The sequence below is a fragment of the Pseudoteredinibacter isoporae genome (assembly GCF_040372805.1).
Taxonomy (GTDB): Bacteria; Pseudomonadota; Gammaproteobacteria; order Pseudomonadales; family Cellvibrionaceae; genus Pseudoteredinibacter; species Pseudoteredinibacter isoporae_A.
On record NZ_BAABWJ010000003.1, the window covers coordinates 234115 to 253052 of the forward strand.

Below are 18938 nucleotides of genomic sequence, written 5' to 3' on the forward strand. Positions count from 1 at the left end.
CTTCCCTGAAAAATGACGTACGATCAGTAAACCAGTTGAATCGAACCTCGGACCTGGGTGCTAATTGTTGATTCACCGGCTTCCATTGCAACCGGCGCCACGTCCGACATGGACATCGATTTCATTTCAGCACGCGCATAGGACACAGGAGGGTTGTAGTGTCCTTGCTGATCAACGGACATATTCACAATGCGATAACTCTTGGCTTCCATCGCTTTCTGAATCAATTTTGCTTTGTGCTTAAAGGCACTCAAAGCTTTTACTGTCAAGTCATCTTGCACACTGTCGCGGGTGTCATCTTTGGTCGTAAAGCGCATGGACTCCATCTTCAAACGCTCTTGTAACTTAGTCAGCACATCACCCAGGGCATCAAAATCTGCACTCTCAATAACAACACGCTGGCTCGATGTCCAGGAAGTGATGCGATTGTTTCGACTGTAATTCGGATAGGTATTGTAGCCCGTAGTTTTATATTTTACGGCCGAACTACGTTTCAATAAATCGATCGCCCAGGACATATCACGATTAACCTGGCCAGCCGCTCGTTCAGATTTATCGTCTTGATGAAAGCTGCTCAAGGTCACTTCCATCAGATCATTTGCCAACTCTGTTTTTGCACTGGCACTGATGTTGACCACATTGTAATTGAGTTCTTCGGCCGAAACCGCTGACACCAAACAAACACATAACAAGCTCAATAGAATTCTCATCGAACACTCCTTCCCAAAATGAATAAACGCCATAATCCTGTCAGACCACTTAATAGCGGCTGAATTCCCCAAACTCTTCAGAATCGTAAATCTGGACCCATAAAAAAACCAGGCCCAGGCCTGGTTTCAAAGTGCAAAAGAGAATTTGCCAAAATTGCTACAGTAACAAGCGTCGAATATCGCTCAGCGTAGCCACTAGATGAGTAAAGAAGCGACCGCAATCTGCACCATTGATAGCTCGATGATCATAACTCAGGGACAATGGCAGCATTTGTCTTGGTTGAAACTCTTTGCCATCCCACACTGGTTGAATCGACGCTTTGGACACTCCCATGATCGCGACTTGCGGGGCATTAACGATTGGCGTAAAACCTTTCCCACCCATGGCCCCCAAACTGGAAATAGTGAAGCACGCTCCCTGCATATCTCTCGGCATCAATTTGCCATCTCGCGCTTTGCCAATCAACTCATTCACTTCATCAGCAATTTGCCATAAACCTTTTTTGTCAGCATCCCGCAATACAGGAACCAGCAAGCCTCGAGGCGTATCGGCGGCGATACCAATATGCACATAGTCCTTGCGCACAAGGTTTTCGCCATCGCTATGCAGGGACACATTAAAGCTTGGCTCAGCACGCAGAGTGGCGGCAACCGCTTTAATCAAAAACGGCAACGGCGTCAGCTTGCTCCCGCGTTTTTCGGCTTCAGCCTTCATGCTCTTGCGGAAGACTTCCAACTCGGTGATATCCGCATCATCAAACTGTGTCACATGAGGAACATTCAACCAGTTGCGGCTCATGTTCTCAGCGGTGATCTTGGCAATCTTGCTGAGTGGCTCAATCGTGATCGGACCAAACTGGCTGTGATCCACATCTGGAATGGCTGGGATACCCGCACCGGAAGACAACTTACCGGATGTCACATCCTCAATGATTGTCTTGGCGTGGTTGCGCACGTCTTCCTTGCTTAAACGCCCACGAGGACCACTGGCTTTCACGTCCGTCAATTCTACGCCCAGCTGGCGTGCCAACTGGCGTACCGCAGGGCCGGCATAAAACGCTGTCTCCGGGCCATCTTCAATGGCCGCTATTTTTGCGGGCGGCGGAGCGAGTTTGGTTTCACTCGGCTCACTCGGTGCTGATGAAGTACTCGTCGCGGTATCTGCTGCCGGTTCAGGGCTGGCCGTGCTTGGTGCCGCTTCAGTTGCCAAGGTGGTCATACGGCCAATGCTTTGGCCTTTGTTCACCTTGCCGCCTTCGCTTACTGAAATCGAAACGATGGTACCAGCATGCTCAGCGGGCACTTCCATGGAAGCCTTGTCGGTTTCCAGGACAATTAACGAATCACCCTCGGCAACCTCGTCACCTGCCGCAACGCACACTTCAATAACGTCAACATCTTCAGCGCCACCAAGGTCGGGCACAATAATGTCAACTTCACTTTCCACGGCGGCTTCGGCGACGGGCGCAGGAGCCGGTTCCGCAGCGACGGCTTCCTCAACAACCGCCTCAGGTTCAGCCACACGTTCTTCCGCCGCACTCTGTGCAGCATCACCGGCGGCCACTTCAATATCCACCAGGGCATCGCCTTCATTGAGTTTGGCACCCTCGGCAATGTGAACAGCGGTAACCTTGCCGGCTTTGGTGCAAGGAACTTCCATCGTGGCTTTATCCGTTTCCAGAACCACAATGGATTGTTCCAGCTCCAGTTCATCACCAACCGCTACGCTGACTTCAATAACTTCAACGTCGCTGGCGCCACCCAGGTCAGGTACAGATAATGTTTCAATGCTCATATCCACACCTCCTTAAACCAAACACGGGTCGACTTTGTTCGGGTCGATACCATATTTCTTGATGGCTTTAGTGACCACAGCGACATCCACATCGCCGCGATCGGCTAAGGATTTCAGCGCTGCAACCGTGACAAAGTAGCGATCAACCTCAAAGAAGTGACGCAATTTCGCGCGCGTATCACTGCGACCGAAACCTTCGGTACCGAGCACCTTGTAATCACCTGGAATATAAGCACGTAACTGCTCGGCATAGGTCTTCAAATAATCTGTAGCGACGACCACAGGCCCCTGACGATCGGTCAGCTGCTGAGTGATGTAAGGCTGTTTGGCCTCTTCTTCTGGATGCAACATATTCCAACGCTCGGCCGCTTGGCCATCGCGCGTTAATTCATTGATGCTGGTCAAACTCCAGATGTCCGCCTCAACACCAAAATCGTCTTTCAACAATACGGCCGCTTCTCGCACTTCACCCAAAATGGAACCAGCGCCCATCAGTTGCACGCGAGGCTTCTGTTTTTTGCCTTTTGGCAACTTGCCTTCACTCAGCAGATACGCACCTTTGATAATGCCTTCTTCGGCACCCGCTGGCATATCGGGATGAGCGTAGTTTTCATTCATGGTGGTGATGTAATAGAAACAATTTTCCTTATCACCAAACATGCGCTTCAAACCGTCTTGAATGATCACTGCCAGTTCGTAAGAAAAGGCGGGGTCATAACTTTTACAGTTTGGAATGGTGTTCGCCAGCACATGGGAATGGCCATCCTGATGCTGCAAACCTTCACCATTCAATGTCGTGCGGCCCGCGGTGGCGCCAATCAAAAATCCTCGCGCCTGGGAATCACCCGCAGCCCAGGCCAGGTCACCAATACGTTGGAAACCAAACATGGAATAGAAAATATAAAACGGCACCATTGGGCAGTTGCTGTTGCTGTAGGCCGTTGCCGCTGCAATCCAGGCCGACATCGCGCCTGCTTCGTTGATGCCCTCTTCCAGAATCTGGCCTTTTTTGTCTTCCTTGTAGTACATGATCTGATCGTGATCATGAGGCGTGTATTTCTGGCCCGCAGAAGAATAAATACCCAACTGGCGGAACATGCCTTCCATACCAAAGGTGCGCGCCTCATCGGGAACGATAGGAACAACACGCTGGCCCATATTTTTGTCTTTCACCAATGAAGACAGAATTCGAACAAACGCCATGGTCGTTGAAATCTGGCGCTCGCCAGTGCCTTTCAACTGAGCCTTGAACGCGTCGAGGCTCGGCACATTCAGCTCTTCAAACGTCGGTCGACGGCGTGGCAATTGACCACCTAGCTCCTCGCGACGTTTACGCATGTACACCATTTCTGGAGAATCCGGCGCGGGACGGTAATAAGGAACGTGTTTCAATTCTTCATCGGAAATTGGAATACCAAAGCGATCGCGGAAACGCTTCAAACTGTCGATATCCAGCTTTTTAACCGAGTGCGTCTCGTTTGCCGCCTCACCGGAAGCACCCATACCGTAACCTTTTACGGTTTGGGCCAGAATCACCGTAGGTTGGCCTTTGTGCTCAACCGCTTGTTTATACGCCGCGTAGACCTTGAATGGATCATGACCCCCGCGGTTCAAATTCATAATGTCGTCGTCGGACAGGTCTTTAACCAACTCCAGCAACTCGGGATACTTGCCGAAGAAGTGTTCACGGGTATAAGCGCCACCGTTGGCCTTATAGTTTTGCAATTCACCGTCACAGACTTCATCCATACGCTTTTGCAACAAGCCATTGGTATCTTTTTCCAACAGCTGATCCCACAATCGGCCCCAAACCACTTTAATCACGTTCCAGCCGGCGCCGCGGAACACACCTTCGAGTTCCTGAATGATCTTGCCATTACCACGTACCGGGCCATCCAGACGCTGGAGGTTACAGTTGATCACAAAAATGAGGTTTTCCAGTTTCTCGCGACCGGCGAGGGAGATTGCACCCAGAGATTCCGGCTCATCGGTTTCACCGTCACCCAGGAACGCCCAAACCTTACGATTGCCACGCTTGGCCAAGTCACGCGCCGACAGATAACGCATGATGTGTGCCTGGTAAATCGCCTGAATCGGACCCAGGCCCATGGATACGGTCGGGAACTGCCAGTAGTCCGGCATCAACCAAGGGTGAGGATAGGAAGACAAACCCGCACCATCGACTTCGCGACGGAAGTTGTCCAGCTGATCTTCGTTAAAGCGACCTTCCAGATAAGAGCGGGCGTACATGCCCGGCGCAGAGTGACCCTGAAAATAAATCAAATCACCTTCTTCCTCACCGTCACCGCCGTGGAAAAAGTAATTAAAACCGACGTCGTATAGTGTTGCTGCAGATGCAAAAGAAGAGATGTGCCCACCCAGACCTTCGTCATTGTCGTTTGCACGCATCACCATCGCCATGGCGTTCCAGCGAATCAAAGAACGAATACGACGCTCCATGAACAAATCGCCAGGCATGCGCTTTTCTTTGGCAGGTGAGATGGTGTTGCGATAAGGGGTAACAATTGCGTGAGGCAATTTTACGTCGTGCTCACTGGCACGCTCGGCGAGCTGTCGTAACAGGAAAGCGGCGCGCTCTTTCCCGCCATGACGAATTACTGAGTGCAAAGCATCCAGCCACTCTTTGGTTTCGAGGGCATCGATATCTTCTTGCATCTATGTCTCCCTTGGCCTTTTGGGCAAATATATGTCGAGGTGAACAGAGTATAGGCAAAAAATCATTCGCTGCTTGACGAAATGTGCAGCGAATAGCCTAAAAAATGGCGCACAAAGCTGGTATTCTGTGCGCAACGTTAATTTAATGTAGCAATACTACAAAAATAAGGCGGAAATTTAAAGATTGGTCGCTGTTTTGGCCAAGAAAAAGCCGAAAAGCCCCAGGTTATGGCCAAGACGGCCAAGCCCCCCGTGTAAATAAACTACAAATCGGCAACACAGTCACTACAAGACTTCTGACGCCTCTTCCTGCTCTCGTAATTCTTCATTCGCCACTGGCCAGGCGTTCAAAACGGCCTTGATCAAGGTCGCCAGCGGGATCGCAAAAAACACCCCCCAGAACCCCCAAATGCCACCGAACACCAGCACGGCAAGAATAATGGCCACCGGGTGTAGATTAACCGCTTCGGAAAATAGCAGAGGCACCAACACATTGCCATCGAGCGCCTGAATAATGCCATAGGCAATCATCAGGTAGTAAAACTCACTGCTCCAGCCCCACTGAAGGAAACCAATCATGGCCACCGGCAGTGTGATAACAGCTGCGCCAATATATGGCACCAGCACAGAAAGCCCAACACCCAACGCAAGTAGCAGCGCGTAGTTCAGGCCTAAAAACTGGAAGCAGACAAAGCTCACGCCGCCCACGATCAGAATCTCAATCACCTTGCCCCGCACATAATTCGCCACTTGAATATTCATCTCATGCCAGATTCGGCTCATGACCGGGCGCTTACGCGGCAAGAACGACGACATCCAAGAACGGATTTCGCCAGCATCCTTCAAGAAGAAAAACACCAGAATAGGCACCAGAATCAAGTACACCAGCACCGCAATCAGCACGGGCGCCTTAGCCAGAGAGAACGACAGCACGCTCTGCCCGAAGCCTCCGAGCTTACTGCCCAGCGCCGCCACGATCTGCGCAACCTGCTCCTCACTGATGAACTGAGGGTATTTCTCCGGCAGCGCTAACATGATCTTCTGCCAATCCGCGAGCATGCCGGGCACTTCAGAAAACAGGGTCGCAGTCTGATGCCAGATTAACGGGAACAGGATAAAGATACCGGCCAACAGCAGGCCGACCAGCAACAAAAAGGCAATATTGACCGCGACAATATGGGGTAATCCCCAATTACACAGGCGCTGCACCACACCTTGCAACAAGAACGCAATGATCAAGCTGGCAATCATAGGGGCCAGAATCCCCCCCATGGTCACAACAACCAGCAAACCCAGGCCGAGAATAATCAGCAGCAACACTGCCTCTTCACTGGCAAGGTATCGTGCCATCCAGTTTTGAAAAATTCGAATCATAGCTTTCTCTAACAATCACTCAGTCTGTGCAGACTCAGGCGCCCTGAGTTTCAGGACTTTTGAATGACATAACAATAGTCACTGCCGTCCTTCTCGGCCAGCAATAATGTATGGCCCGCGATATCGGTAAAGGCTTTGATATCACGCATGGATCCGGGATCTGTCGCCAACAGTCCCAGCGACTCGCCACTGCCCAGGCCATTCAAGGCCAACTTCATTTTAAGCAATGGCAATGGACAATCCAGCCCCCTGGCATCGACCTCGGTGGCCAGTTGCGTAAATTGAGAATACGCCATTGAGAAACGCTCCAGGACAAACGGTACGCTGTTATATCAAGCATTGCCTTGAAGTGACACTCTTTTTTCATTGATTAGGAAACGCGAACTTTTCTTAGCACTGCCACTCTAGGATATTTGGTATAGTCAAAAACCAACGCACAAGCCGATAGTGATTAGAGAGAATTATGGGGATTTCGAGCAAGCCCATCGCCTGCCTGGCATTGAGTATTAGCCTGGCACTGGCCGCCAACCCGATCAGCGCACAGAAAAAGGAAATTCAATTGCCCAGCCTGGGTGACGCCACCTCTGGCATTGTATCCCCCCAACAGGAATATAAGCTTGGTCAGGCCTGGGCTCGCTCCTTTCGCGCCCAGGTGCCAACCTCCGTCGATGCCCAACTTGCCGACTACACCGAAAAACTGATGGCCAGGCTGGCAGAGCACAGCGAACTGCACAGCAAGCAATTGGACATCATCATGGTAGAAAACCCGACACTTAACGCGTTTGCGGTGCCCGGTGGGGTCGTCGGAGTGCACATCGGATTATTTAATTACGCCCAAAGCGAAGGCCAGATATCCGCCGTACTCGCCCACGAATTGGCGCACTTAAGTCAACGACATTTCGCCAGGGGCGTCGAGCAACAACAGCGCAACACTCTGCCCATGCTGGCCGCACTGATGACCAGTTTGGTTATTGCTGCCACCACCAGCGGTGATGCCGGCCTCGCCGCGCTATCGGCCACCCAGGCCGCAGCCATTGATGCCAAACTCCGCTTCAGCCGGCAAAACGAACAGGAAGCCGATCGAATCGGGATTCAGACCATGGCCGCCGCAGGACTGGATCCCTACCAGGCACCCGAAATGTTTGAGCAGATGCTCAAGGCAACACAATTCAGCCGACGTCCACCCGAATTTTTGCTGACCCACCCGGTCACTGAAAAACGCATTGCCGACACCCGTAACCGGGCACGCCGCTACGTGGAAAGGCCACTCCCCCCTTCGCTCGATTTTCACCTGATGCGCTCTCGGGTTCGTCTCGCTCTTTCAGAGACACCCAGCCAGGCCGCCAAAGCGTTTGCCAGCGAACTGGAAGGTCACAGCCTGCTTCCAGAAGCCAGCCGTTACGGTTTACTGCTGTCCTACATCGAGATGAAAGACATCAAAAAAGCGGGAGAACAGCTGGATATTTTGCTGGAAGGTAATCCGAATCATGTCAGCTATATCATTGCCAAAGCCGATTTGGCGGCCGCCGCAGGTAATTATGATGGCGCGTTAATGGATCTTCGATTGGCCCTGAAAAAGAACCCGCACAATCACCCGATCAGCGTGCGCCTGGCAGAATTGTATATGGAGTCCGGGCAGTATCATCGCGGCGAGCAATTGCTGGTGAAACATTCCCGCCAGCGGCCACACGATACCTATGTCTGGTACCTGCTCGCAGAGATTCACGGTTTGACGGGCGATATTTTGAATTTGCATCAAGCACGTGCGGAGTACTTTATTTTAAACGGCATTTACGACAAAGCACTGCATCATTTAAAACTGGCGCAAAAAATGGCGCGCGGCAATTATCGCCTGAGCACCATTTTAGAAGAGAAAACGCGGCAGGTTTACAATATGATCGAAGATCAAAAAGGCTAAGCTGGCGCAAACTTAATAATGCGGCGGCCGCTCCTGGGAATGTCCAGTGGGGCTACCCTGCTCGACAGCGTATTGCATGTCGTCCACTTTCTTGGCTAAGTGTGTGAGCTGGATTTGCAGCGCGCTGATTTCTTTGTCCTGCTGGGCAATCACATCATTGAGCTGGTTGATGGTATCTTCGGCGTACGCCTGGCGACTTTCCAACTCGGCCAAGCGCTCCGCCTGTGCTTCCAAAATAAACTTATCTTCTGCTGTCATGGTATTCACTCAGTGCTGTTATAGACAGGCGTAAGCCGCATCAATTAATCGAATGGCTCTCGGATCAAGCAACAAGCTCTGCCCCATATCTCGCGTCGTGTAAGCAAAAGCAATATCGCGATTTGGGTCCGCAAATCCCACACAACCTCCCGCTCCGGGATGACCAAAACTGTTGTCAGGGGAGCCAAACCGCAGCTCATCACGCGCATCGGTCAACATAAATCCCAAACCAAAACCCAACGGGGTTTTCAGAACATTGTCGCACTCGCTGTAACTTTGCTGCGCTCGCAGCTGCAGGCAGAGATCTGCGCCCAACAGCTTATCCGGCTCTAGCAGAGCCTGATAAAACGTCGCCAGACTTCGGGCATTGGTACAAGCATTCCCTCCCGGAATCTGTGCCTGGCGCCAGGCCTGAGAATTACTGCCCACCATAATCGACATGGGATTGGTAAACGCTTTCTGTGTCACGCCACCGGGTTCGTCCTTGAAGATGGTCATGAGCTTGGCCGCATCTTTAGGTACATAACGGCTCTCCAGTGCACGTACATCAGCAAGGTTTTTTTGCTCTTCCTCACTCAAGCCGAAACCTGCGCTGATCCCAAGCGGTTGCACGATGGTTTCTTGCACCACATCATTAAATCGCTCAGCACCCGCCAAGCGTCGACACAACTCGCCACCCAACCAACCAAACAACATCGGAGAATACCCCTGCGCCTGACCCGGCGCCCACCAGGGGGATTCCTTCGCGATCTGCGCAGTGGCTTGCCCCCAATCGTATATCGCCTCATCGGACATGGTCGCCTGAAAGGCACTGTAACCCGACCGATGACACAGCACTTGACGCACGGTTACTTCAGGGTTTTGAAACTCCGGCCAAATGTCCCTCAAGGGCGTATCCACATTCAGACCGGTACGCTCCAACTGTTGCAATAAACTGACCGCAACCAATGCCTTACCAGCCGAGAAAACATTGACACGGGTATCGGCCTGCCAATCATGGAGATCTTTTTTATCACGCTTGCCCGCCCAAATATCGGCCTGCAATTCTCCACGGTAATACAAGGCCAAGGCCGCACCAGTATCCCCATGCGCCCGAAAACTTTCGGTAAAGGCTGTTACCAATGGGGCAAAACGGTGGCTGTATTCACCTGAAACCTGAACTTCTTTTGACACGGGAATCTCCGTTATTGAGCGGACTACTGAAATAAGCGAATTATTTCACAGCCACCGACAAGATGAAATTGCCAAGCCGGTCATCAACTGTTCATATTTCCATCACAGTGCAGTCATATTCAAACCGCATGCTGCCGCCTAATAAATAGCGATTCACATCACGCAAGGTGATCAGCATGCCCGTGAGCAATCACAGCCCCAGTATGAGCCCGGTCCAATGGCGCACACTTTGGATATCGGATGTCCACCTCGGAACCAAAGACTGCAAAGCCGAATTGTTAAACAATTTTCTAAAACATCACCAAGCTGAAGAGTTATATCTGGTCGGCGATATCCTCGATGGCTGGCGCATGCAAAACGGTGTCTACTGGCAACGCTCATTCACACGCTTGATTCGACGCATTTTAAAACTCTCCAAACAAGGCGTACCCATTCATTACATCACTGGCAATCACGATGAGTTTCTTCGCAAATACGCCAATAACGCCCTGGATAACATTCGCCTGATCAATCGCTGTGTGCATACCACCAAAGACGGTCGCCGACTGCTGGTGATCCACGGTGATCAGTTCGATGGCGTCGCACGTGCACAGCGCTGGTTAAAATACCTGGGCGATAAAGGCTATGACCTTTTGATGTTTCTCAACCGCAGCTATAACCGCTGGCGAGCCAAATACGGATTGGGCTACTGGTCTTTGGCCAGTTTTATCAAGTCGCGCATCAAGCGTGCAAAAACCTACATTGAAGAATACGAAAACGGAGTGGCCTACGCGGCGGCCAAGCAAGGATTTGATGGCGTTATCTGTGGCCACATTCACCATGCAGCCATCAAGCAAATCAACGGAATTGAATATTTCAATACTGGCGACTGGGTTGAGTCCTGTACCGCATTGGCTGAAGACCATCAGGGCCAGATACACTTACTGCACTGGCCCGAATTAAAAAGTTTGAACCATGACGAAGTGGAGCCGCTGGACCAAGCGAGCGCAGCTTGAGCCGGGTCTCGCTCACTCCAAACCTAGCTGGGAGGCAGCAGTTCATGGCCGCAGGCCTTGCAGTGCTTGGCATCCTGTTCGTGGCCAGATTTCCCGCAGGACTCACAAAAACGATGGTCGCGATGGGTTTGAATCTCACGCGACAACTCCGCCGTTAAAATGCCCGTTGGCACCGCAATGATCGAATAACCCGTCAACATCACAAAACCCGCAACCATCTGCCCGGCGGTTGTCTGGGGCGTGATGTCTCCATAACCCACCGTCGTAATGGTCACGATGCACCAATAAATGCTCTTGGGGATCGAGGTAAACCCATGGGCAGGACCTTCCACCACGTACATCAACGAACCAAAAATCATGGCCAACACCAGCACCGTGGCAAAAAACACAAAAATTTTCTGACGCGATGCCAACAGCGCTCGAATCAGAACATTGGCTTCAGACAGGTAGTTCGCCAACTTCAGCACTCGGAAAATTCGCAATACCCGCAGAATTCGAATCATTAATAGATAAGTTGCATCACCACTGACCAAAGACAGATACATCGGCAAGATCGACAACAAATCCACAATACCGTAGAAGCTGCGAGCATAGGCCCAACGACTGTTCGCGCAGTACATACGCGCCGCATATTCAAGAGTAAAGATGATGGTGAAGACCCACTCCAGCCACCAGAAAACACCCTTATAGGCTTCGCCAATCCAGCTCACCGAATCCAGCATGACCACCAACACACTCAGCAGAATGATATAGATCAGAACAATATCGAAGGTTTTCCCTGCAGGGCTGGCGGTTCCAAAGATAATACGGCGCAGCTTGAGCTTCAGGCTTTCCGGCTCTGGGCTTTGTGCGGGCTCTTGAATTGGCACAATAGGATTTCCTAAACTGACAAATCAGCACAGTGTACCCAATGCGCCGCCGGCTTTCACGGGGCAGGCCGGGACAAATTTGTCCTCAATACCAAGCCCCTAAAGCTAGGAATTGAACAGTGGAATTCATACAATACGCTTTTCACAGCAAGGACTACCCCGTGCCTCTTCACCTGCAACCCCTGCGTTGCCCACACTGCCACTATCCACCCAGCAAAGCCGAACAGGCCGCGGAACAATGGCGCAAACCCTTGCTTGCTCGAGAAAGTGTGCGCTGTCCCCGCTGCCACCAACTCAGCCGGCTGCCTGAGCAGGCCGAAAAACTGATTTCCATCGGCTTGCTGGCCAGCCTGATTGTGGCACCGTTACTGGTGTACTGGGACATCGAGAAGTGGGTGGCCGTGTTGGTATTCGCACTTGGCGCACTCGCCATTATGGGTGGCGCCGCCAAACAGCAATTGCAGGCGGTGACGGATATTAACGTCGCCGAACCGACCATGGGCGAGCCTACCGCGAGGGAGCCTCAAGCAGCGGATGGTGAAAAAGACATCCACACAACAGAAACCTCTGACAAACAACATTCCACACAAGAGCGAGAACCATGAGTAAACATTCACGCCTCGTCTACTCGACCGACCAAGGTCGCATCAACCCCGAAGAAGCATCGGCAAGCGCACCGGAAGGCGATGGTATTGTACGCATAATGCGTGAAACCAAAGGTCGAAAAGGCAAAGGCGTTACCCTTGTTAAAGGCTTGCAACTGGAGCCAGCCGAACTCAAAAAACTCGCCAAGAAACTGAAACAACTCTGCGGGACTGGTGGCAGCGTAAAAGACTTTGTGATTGAAATCCAAGGTGATCAGCGTGACCTCATTAAAGCTGAGCTTGAAAAACAGGGCCATACTGTAAAACTGGCTGGCGGATAACCCACTATGCCCTCCGTCTCAGCAATCAAACCAAAGCGGCCTTACATGCTGTCGCTCTTATTGGGTGCCAGTGTGCCCTTGTCTATGGCACCCTTTGACATATGGCCTATAGCACTGGTTGCCATGGCCTTGTGGTTTCGGCTTTTACTGACTGACGATCGTTCGCTGAGCAAACACAGCTTCGCGTTTGGAACCGGACTGTTTGCAGTGGGTGCGTCCTGGGTTTATACCAGCATTCACGATTTCGGCTTATCCTCAGCGCCGCTTGCGGGCGCACTCACCGGCCTTTTTGTGCTCGGGCTCGCGGCTCTGTTTTGCGTCCCCTTTACGATATTCAATTACCTGATCCCCAAGCAACGTATTCGCAGCACCGCGTTTGTATGCGGCCTTGCGGCCACTTATGTATTGGGCGAGTGGACCCGCAGCTGGCTGCTGACCGGGTTCCCCTGGCTATATTTAGGCTACAGCCAAATCAACACTCCGATGGCGGGTTGGGCACCCATCGGAGGGGTTCTGTTGCTCGACATGGCGTTGACCCTATCGGCTGCTGCCATTGCCTTGGCCTTGGTCCACATTAACACCAGACGCACAGCCATCTGCTTGGCCATCGCCAGCCTCCCCTGGATTGCAGGCTCAGGATTAAAGACCATTCAATGGGCTGAAAGCAAAGGTGACCCCATCCGTGTTGCCATGGTTCAAGCCAACATTCCCCAGGAACTCAAATGGGAGCGTCACTTTTTACAAACCACTATCGATCGCTATTTATCCCTGAGCGAAGAGCTTTGGGATAACAACGACTGGGTCATCTGGCCCGAAGCCGCCATTCCCCTGCCCTTCCATCGCGCTCAAACCGTTTACGATTTTGTCGACCAGCGCGCCAAGGACAGCGACACTTTTTTCATCAGCGGCAGCCTGGTGCGTGAAAACGGACGCTATCACAACTCCGCCATTGCACTCGGCCAGGGTGAAGGGGTTTATCACAAGCGCAAGTTGGTTCCCTTCGGTGAATATGTCCCACTGGAAGAATGGCTGCGTGGCACCATCAGTTTTTTCAATCTACCGACCTCCATTATCAAACCTGGCCCAGAAAATTACCGTCGTCTGACCAATAAGCGACAGCAGTCCATGCAACTCACTCCGCTGATCTGTTATGAAATTGTGTATCCGCAGCTGGCACGAGCCAAGGAAGACGAGCACCCGGTGCTGATCACACTGAGTAATGATGCCTGGTTTGGACGCTCTATCGGCCCACTGCAGCACATGCAAATTGCACAAATGAGAGCATTGGAAAATCAGCGGTATTTACTGCGCGCCACCAACACAGGCGTGACCGCCATCGTAGGACCAGATGGGAAAATGATTAAACAGGCCAAGCAGTTTACCGAAACCAGCCTGCAAGGCGAAATTTATAAAATGACAGGCAGCACACCATTTGCCCGGCTGGGCAATCTATGGGCTCTGCTGTGTTGCGCGATTGCGTTAGCCCCCTTGCTGCTAACGCGTTTTCGATCAAACCGCTTGTAGCATCTCACTACTGGGCAGCGCTTCCAATAGCGTTGCCATATGTTCGATTTCAAGCTGGCTGAGCATTTTCATTGAATAGCTCACCGGCTTCTCTCCAGACAGCTTTAAAGCGAAACGCCCCAAAATAGGGCCACTTGTTGGAGAAAAAACATAACGGAAAAAATCGCAATCCCCGGCTTCTAACTCAAACTTATCCAGCAATTGCTGAATGTACGTCAGGCTGTTTGCGGCAATTGCCTGCTGACCTTGTCGGTTGTGCTCGGCCATAAATACCATTTGACGGCCGTTATTATCGTACAGGCCCACCTGAATAGTCGCGGCCTGTTCCATTCGATCTAAGAGCTCAACATTCCCCAAGTTCGGAAGAATATCTGCTTTCACCTATTGTCCCCCTAGACAAATAAAGCGTTGTCACTCCACCCTCCATCGTGCTTCTCTATACACTGCTTGGGCACGATTTTGTTTAGCACGAACGACGATGTGAATGACTGGCCCGTTTTTAGAGTATTTGCCATGTCGTCCCCAGCGCCAAACCCACCGAATCGAATTAATTATTAAGTAGTTATGTTTAATAATTTGCACTTATTTAACAAACTATCGTCTAAACGAATGGCGGATATAACCGCATGTTACTGACTAACGCCAAACTTAACAAGAGCTGAACGGAACAAACTATGACCATCAGTCGACGCCTTATTCTGCTGAGCACGCTCCTCCTGCTCAGTGCGTGCAGCAGCCAATATGCCTACCGTTTAGCCGATTGGTGGCTGGAGAATCAAATCGAGGAATATCTGGACCTGAATCGAGAACAGCAGCAACAGCTCAGCGAGGCTATAGACAATTGGCATCTCTGGCATCAGCAAGAGGAATTACCCCAATATCGCAGCCTTCTCGACAGCCTTCAAGAGGCCCTGAACCAAGATAGCATCACCCCAACACAGATTGGCCATTTCGAAAACGATGCCCAAGCCGCCTGGAAACGGCTGTTGCACAAAGCCGGCCCGTTGCTGGCCGAGCTCACTTTAGCCCAAGATCAAGAGCAGCGGCAGTATCTATACAAGCAGATCGAATCGAACAATGATGAACTTCGGGAAAAGTTCAGCGACCGAAGCGAACAGGAACGCCGTGAACGCGGACGCAAAGGCATGGAAAAACAAGCCCGCGAGATGCTGGGAAAACTCAACGATGCCCAGAAACAGAAGATCCAACAATGGTCCGAAACCTTTGTGCTGGGTGCCGAGATTGAATTGACAGAACGCCTGCGCTGGCAAGAACGGTTTCGAGATATTCTCGAGGGAGAAAGAAGCGAGGACAGTCAGCAGCAATTAATGGCGCTGTTCGAAAATCCGCGCGACGAATGGACGGAAGAAAAGCAGCAACTCGAAGCGCAAAATCGTGTCCTAAGCCGCCAGCTACTCAGCGATCTTTTTCAATTGAGTGATGACAAACAAAAAAAGCGTTTGCGTAAAGAAGTCGCCAAATACCAAGACTTGCTGGAAAAAATGGCCAAGCAGAAGCTTTAGGCATTTTCTCGACTCAAAGCCGCCCAGATAAACTCAAAACACCCATCGGCATACTCCAACATACGATCAGCCTTGTCTTCATACAGGCAGGCGCTGATCACACGATTGATACCACCCGCCGTCATTTCCGACACCACTTCTTCCTGCAGCCCAGGTTTAATTATGTTCTGCTCGACGGCCAATTGATACACTTCCCGCCCGATTTGACGGTGCTTATAATGCGCCGGAGACGCACTCTGCAACCAGTACACAATAGGGATGTTTAAAAACACCATTCTAGCCACCGCGGGTCGCTGTTGGTAAAAGCCGAGAATAACATCAACCTGCGCGCGAATTTTGTCCTTCACACTCGATGCCTCAGCCACCTTTTTCGCGGTTAACTCAGCCAAAGCACGCAAATCCTGCTCAACACAGGCGGCCAACAACTGCTCTTTGTTACCAAAATATTTGTAAACGGTTTTGGGGCTCACTTTTGCCTGGGTGCAAATATCCCGAATACCGACTTCGTGGAACATGCCTTCGGAAAACAGATGAATCAACACATTGCGCAGTTTTTCCAAAGCCTCTGCGGAAATCAGACGCTTGTCAGCATTGTCATCTGCCGAAGTTGAAAATTCCCTTTGATCAACCATACCCTATCCTTCTCAGCTCCCCACTATTGGTGCTTGGGAGAAATACCGATGAACTTTTCGTTCACATACTCACGCAACTCATCAGCCTCGGCTTCAAAATCACCTTTACTGTAAAACTTTTTATCGATTACGATACGCTTCCCCGGCCCATCAAAACCAATGACCACCACAGGCACATTACTGCGATGGGCAATTCTCAAAAATCCAGTTTTCCATTTCGCGACTTTGGAACGGGTGCCTTCCGGTGTAATCGCCACCCAACACTTATCATGCTCGGCATAATAGCTAGCGACTTGCTCCACAATGCCACCCGCCGCTGAACGATCCGTAGGTATGCCCCCCAACCACTTCCAGGTGCTCGACATCGGCCAGAAAAAGGCTTCCTTTTTCATCAAATACGAAATCTTCACTCCGAGCCCCATGATCGCAGGCATCGCCACTATAAAATCCCAATTTGAGGTATGAGGCGCCAGAGCAACCATGATTTTTTTGTCGTTCGGCAACTCACCCTCCAGGGTCCAACCCAGCAACCGCAGCAAGCTGCGCCCCAACCAGCGGCTGAATCGATTTCCTAAACGCGGCATATTGTCAGGAACGTTAGTGCGAATTGGCCCCATGATGTCACCTACCTACTTTTTCTTACTCATCTACGTATACGTACAAATCTACTGACCCTGACTCATCACACGCTGCCAATAGGACACCACTCTACATTGACGCGCTCTATCAATGTTCTCGTGTCGCACGGAAAGCCACCTCAGGGTAACGCTCTTCACTCAAAGACAAGTTCACTCGGGTCGGGGCCAGATACGTTAGATGGCCACCACCATCCAAAGCCAGATTGTCCGAGCACTTGCGTTTGAATTCTTCGAACTTTTTGCTGTCTTCCGACTCGACCCAGCGAGCCGTATTCACATTGACCGATTCATAAATCGCATCCACTTTGTATTCATCTTTCAAACGATAAGCCACTACTTCAAACTGCAGAACCCCAACAGCACCCACGATAATATCGTTAGAATTCAGCGGAAAGAAAACCTGAGTGGAACCCTCTTCGGAAAGCTGCTGCAAGCCCTTTTGTAACTGCTTGGTTTTCAACGGATCTTTCAGACGAATGCGACGGAACATTTCCGGAGCAAAGTGCGGGATGCCAGTAAACTTAAGAACCTCACCTTCAGTAAAAGTATCACCAATCTGTATCGTACCGTGATTGTGTAAACCAATAATATCACCGGACATGGCTTCCTCAAGCAACTCACGCTCGCCGGCCTTGAAACTCACCGCATCGGCAATTTTGACATCTTTGCCCAAGCGCACATGGCGCATTTTCATACCCTTGCTGTAACGACCTGAGCAGATGCGCATAAAGGCGATACGGTCGCGGTGTTTGGGGTCCATATTGGCCTGAATTTTAAATACAAAACCGCTGAATTTTTCTTCGACAGGGTCTACTTCGCGAGTTTCGGTATTACGAGCCAGAGGCGCCGGAGCCCACTCAACAAAATCGTCCAACATCTCGCGCACACCAAAGTTGCCCAGCGCGGTCCCAAAAAATATTGGCGTGAGCTTACCGGCCAGGAATGCTTCCTGATCCCATTCGTGGCTGGCACCACGGACCAATTCGATTTCGTCAACATAGTCATCGTAATAGACGCCGAGTAACTCACGGGCCTCATCGGAATCCAGGCCCTCAATACGAATATCGTCGGTCAGAACGTAGTTTTTACCCTGCTCGAAAACATGAATGGTATCGGTGTAGAGATTGTAAACACCTTTGAATTCTTTCCCCATGCCAATCGGCCAATTGATAGGCGCCGCTTCAATTTTTAAAACGTCTTCAATTTCATCCAGCAGATCAATGGGATCACGAATATCGCGGTCCATTTTGTTCACGAAGCCCACGATAGGCGTATCGCGAAGGCGGCAAACATTCATCAGTTTGATGGTGCGATCTTCCACACCTTTTGCGCCATCGATAACCATCAGTGCAGAATCCACGGCCGTCAACGTTCGATAGGTATCTTCCGAGAAATCTTCGTGCCCCGGGGTATCCAGCAGGTTCACCATGCGGCCGCGATAAGGGAACTGCATCACTGAAGAGGTGACCGAGATTCCACGCTCCTGCTCCATGCCCATCCAATCGGATGTGGCGTGTCGGTCGGCTTTCTTACCTTTCACAGAACCCGCCACCTGGATCAGCTGACCCAGCAGCAAAAGCTTCTCCGTAATGGTGGTTTTACCCGCATCCGGGTGAGAAATGATGGCAAAGCTACGACGCTTTTGGATAGCATCGGTGATTTCGGTAGTCATTAAGTCGGCTCTCAGCTACTGTCGCTCGCACGTTGGCGTAAAAAACCGAGCATTATAACGGCTTGAGGCCAAAACCCCAGCCATTTGCTGCGATTTAGCAGGGATTGCGCCGTGCGGAGGCTCACTCGACGCTTTTCGCCAATATTCAGGGGAATTCAGGTCCGCTCAGCACTCGAAAAAAGCTGTCATTTCTCCCTTAAACCGGTGCTTGCCTGGATTCATCCAGGCAAGCACCGCCACAGCCAAACCGGCTGAT

Annotated in this window: 18 protein-coding genes; 6 read left to right on the forward strand and 12 right to left on the reverse strand. The window is 51.2% G+C overall.

The annotated features are described in order from the left end of the window. Window positions 1-23: 23 nt before the first annotated feature. From ABWW03_RS09155 to ABWW03_RS09175, 5 genes are all read right to left on the reverse strand, one after another. Window positions 24-710 (reverse strand): SIMPL domain-containing protein, encoded by a 687-nt coding sequence (locus ABWW03_RS09155; protein ID WP_353407816.1) that lies wholly within the window; start codon window positions 708-710, stop codon window positions 24-26. 157 nt (window positions 711-867) lie between these two features. Then, complete coding sequence (aceF, locus tag ABWW03_RS09160; RefSeq protein ID WP_353407818.1) at window positions 868-2505, reverse strand: dihydrolipoyllysine-residue acetyltransferase; 1638 nt, start codon at window positions 2503-2505, stop codon at window positions 868-870. A 12-nt stretch (window positions 2506-2517) separates the two neighbouring features. After that, a complete protein-coding gene (gene aceE / locus ABWW03_RS09165) occupies window positions 2518-5181 on the reverse strand; it encodes a pyruvate dehydrogenase (acetyl-transferring), homodimeric type (RefSeq protein WP_353407819.1) in 2664 nt (887 codons plus the stop codon). 285 nt (window positions 5182-5466) lie between these two features. Continuing rightward, entirely contained in the window at window positions 5467-6555 is a 1089-nt protein-coding gene (locus ABWW03_RS09170) for an AI-2E family transporter (protein WP_353407820.1), read from the reverse strand. A gap of 50 nt (window positions 6556-6605) precedes the next feature. Beyond that, entirely contained in the window at window positions 6606-6851 is a 246-nt protein-coding gene (locus ABWW03_RS09175) for a sulfurtransferase TusA family protein (protein ID WP_353407822.1), read from the reverse strand. A 167-nt stretch (window positions 6852-7018) separates the two neighbouring features. Between ABWW03_RS09175 and ABWW03_RS09180 the strand changes: the two genes are divergently transcribed. Next, the gene (locus ABWW03_RS09180; protein WP_353407823.1) at window positions 7019-8473 is read left to right on the forward strand and encodes a M48 family metalloprotease; all 1455 of its coding nucleotides are present in this window, start codon (window positions 7019-7021) and stop codon (window positions 8471-8473) included. Between the two features lie 12 nt (window positions 8474-8485). Here the strand turns inward: ABWW03_RS09180 and ABWW03_RS09185 are convergent, their stop codons facing one another. Both ABWW03_RS09185 and ABWW03_RS09190 read right to left on the reverse strand, forming a co-directional pair. Beyond that, on the reverse strand, window positions 8486-8731 hold the full coding sequence (locus tag ABWW03_RS09185; protein WP_353407824.1) for a SlyX family protein: 246 nt from the start codon (window positions 8729-8731) through the stop codon (window positions 8486-8488). A gap of 18 nt (window positions 8732-8749) precedes the next feature. Further along, window positions 8750-9904, reverse strand: a complete 1155-nt coding sequence (locus tag ABWW03_RS09190; RefSeq protein WP_353407825.1) for a serine hydrolase domain-containing protein — start codon at window positions 9902-9904, stop codon at window positions 8750-8752. Window positions 9905-10080: 176 nt separating this feature from the next. On the opposite strand from ABWW03_RS09190, the gene ABWW03_RS09195 reads away from it, so the two are divergent. After that, on the forward strand, window positions 10081-10899 hold the full coding sequence (locus ABWW03_RS09195; RefSeq protein ID WP_353407826.1) for a UDP-2,3-diacylglucosamine diphosphatase: 819 nt from the start codon (window positions 10081-10083) through the stop codon (window positions 10897-10899). 23 nt (window positions 10900-10922) lie between these two features. Here ABWW03_RS09195 and ABWW03_RS09200 read toward each other — a convergent pair whose 3' ends face one another. Then, window positions 10923-11762 (reverse strand): ion transporter, encoded by an 840-nt coding sequence (locus ABWW03_RS09200; RefSeq protein ID WP_353407982.1) that lies wholly within the window; start codon window positions 11760-11762, stop codon window positions 10923-10925. A 125-nt stretch (window positions 11763-11887) separates the two neighbouring features. On the opposite strand from ABWW03_RS09200, the gene ABWW03_RS09205 reads away from it, so the two are divergent. Genes ABWW03_RS09205 through lnt form a run of 3 tightly spaced genes read left to right on the forward strand, consistent with a single transcriptional unit; the run spans window position 11888 to window position 14217 of the window. Continuing rightward, window positions 11888-12373, forward strand: coding sequence for a hypothetical protein (locus ABWW03_RS09205; RefSeq protein ID WP_353407827.1), 486 nt, complete (start codon window positions 11888-11890; stop codon window positions 12371-12373). Continuing rightward, complete coding sequence (gene yciH / locus ABWW03_RS09210) at window positions 12370-12693, forward strand: stress response translation initiation inhibitor YciH (RefSeq protein ID WP_353407828.1); 324 nt, start codon at window positions 12370-12372, stop codon at window positions 12691-12693. The genes ABWW03_RS09205 and yciH overlap by 4 nt, the downstream gene beginning before the upstream one ends. A gap of 45 nt (window positions 12694-12738) precedes the next feature. Beyond that, a complete protein-coding gene (gene lnt / locus ABWW03_RS09215) occupies window positions 12739-14217 on the forward strand; it encodes an apolipoprotein N-acyltransferase (RefSeq protein ID WP_353407829.1) in 1479 nt (492 codons plus the stop codon). Here the strand turns inward: lnt and ABWW03_RS09220 are convergent. Further along, window positions 14203-14598 (reverse strand): hypothetical protein, encoded by a 396-nt coding sequence (locus ABWW03_RS09220; protein WP_353407830.1) that lies wholly within the window; start codon window positions 14596-14598, stop codon window positions 14203-14205. The genes lnt and ABWW03_RS09220 overlap by 15 nt on opposite strands. Before the next feature lie 293 nt (window positions 14599-14891). Here ABWW03_RS09220 and ABWW03_RS09225 point away from each other — a divergent pair, with 293 nt between their 5' ends. Then, a complete protein-coding gene (locus ABWW03_RS09225; protein WP_353407831.1) occupies window positions 14892-15740 on the forward strand; it encodes a DUF6279 family lipoprotein in 849 nt (282 codons plus the stop codon). On the opposite strand, the gene ABWW03_RS09230 is transcribed toward ABWW03_RS09225, so the two are convergent. The 3 genes from ABWW03_RS09230 to ABWW03_RS09240 all read right to left on the reverse strand — a co-directional run bounded on the left by ABWW03_RS09230 (window position 15737) and on the right by ABWW03_RS09240 (window position 18682). Beyond that, window positions 15737-16372 carry a TetR/AcrR family transcriptional regulator gene (locus ABWW03_RS09230; RefSeq protein ID WP_353407832.1) on the reverse strand — a complete coding sequence of 212 codons (636 nt, stop codon included), beginning with the start codon at window positions 16370-16372 and terminating at the stop codon, window positions 15737-15739. The genes ABWW03_RS09225 and ABWW03_RS09230 overlap by 4 nt on opposite strands. Window positions 16373-16395: 23 nt before the next feature. Then, the gene (locus tag ABWW03_RS09235; RefSeq protein ID WP_353407833.1) at window positions 16396-16989 is read right to left on the reverse strand and encodes a 1-acyl-sn-glycerol-3-phosphate acyltransferase; all 594 of its coding nucleotides are present in this window, start codon (window positions 16987-16989) and stop codon (window positions 16396-16398) included. A 109-nt stretch (window positions 16990-17098) separates the two neighbouring features. After that, window positions 17099-18682, reverse strand: a complete 1584-nt coding sequence (locus ABWW03_RS09240; RefSeq protein WP_353407834.1) for a peptide chain release factor 3 — start codon at window positions 18680-18682, stop codon at window positions 17099-17101. Between the last annotated feature and the right edge of the window lie 256 nt (window positions 18683-18938).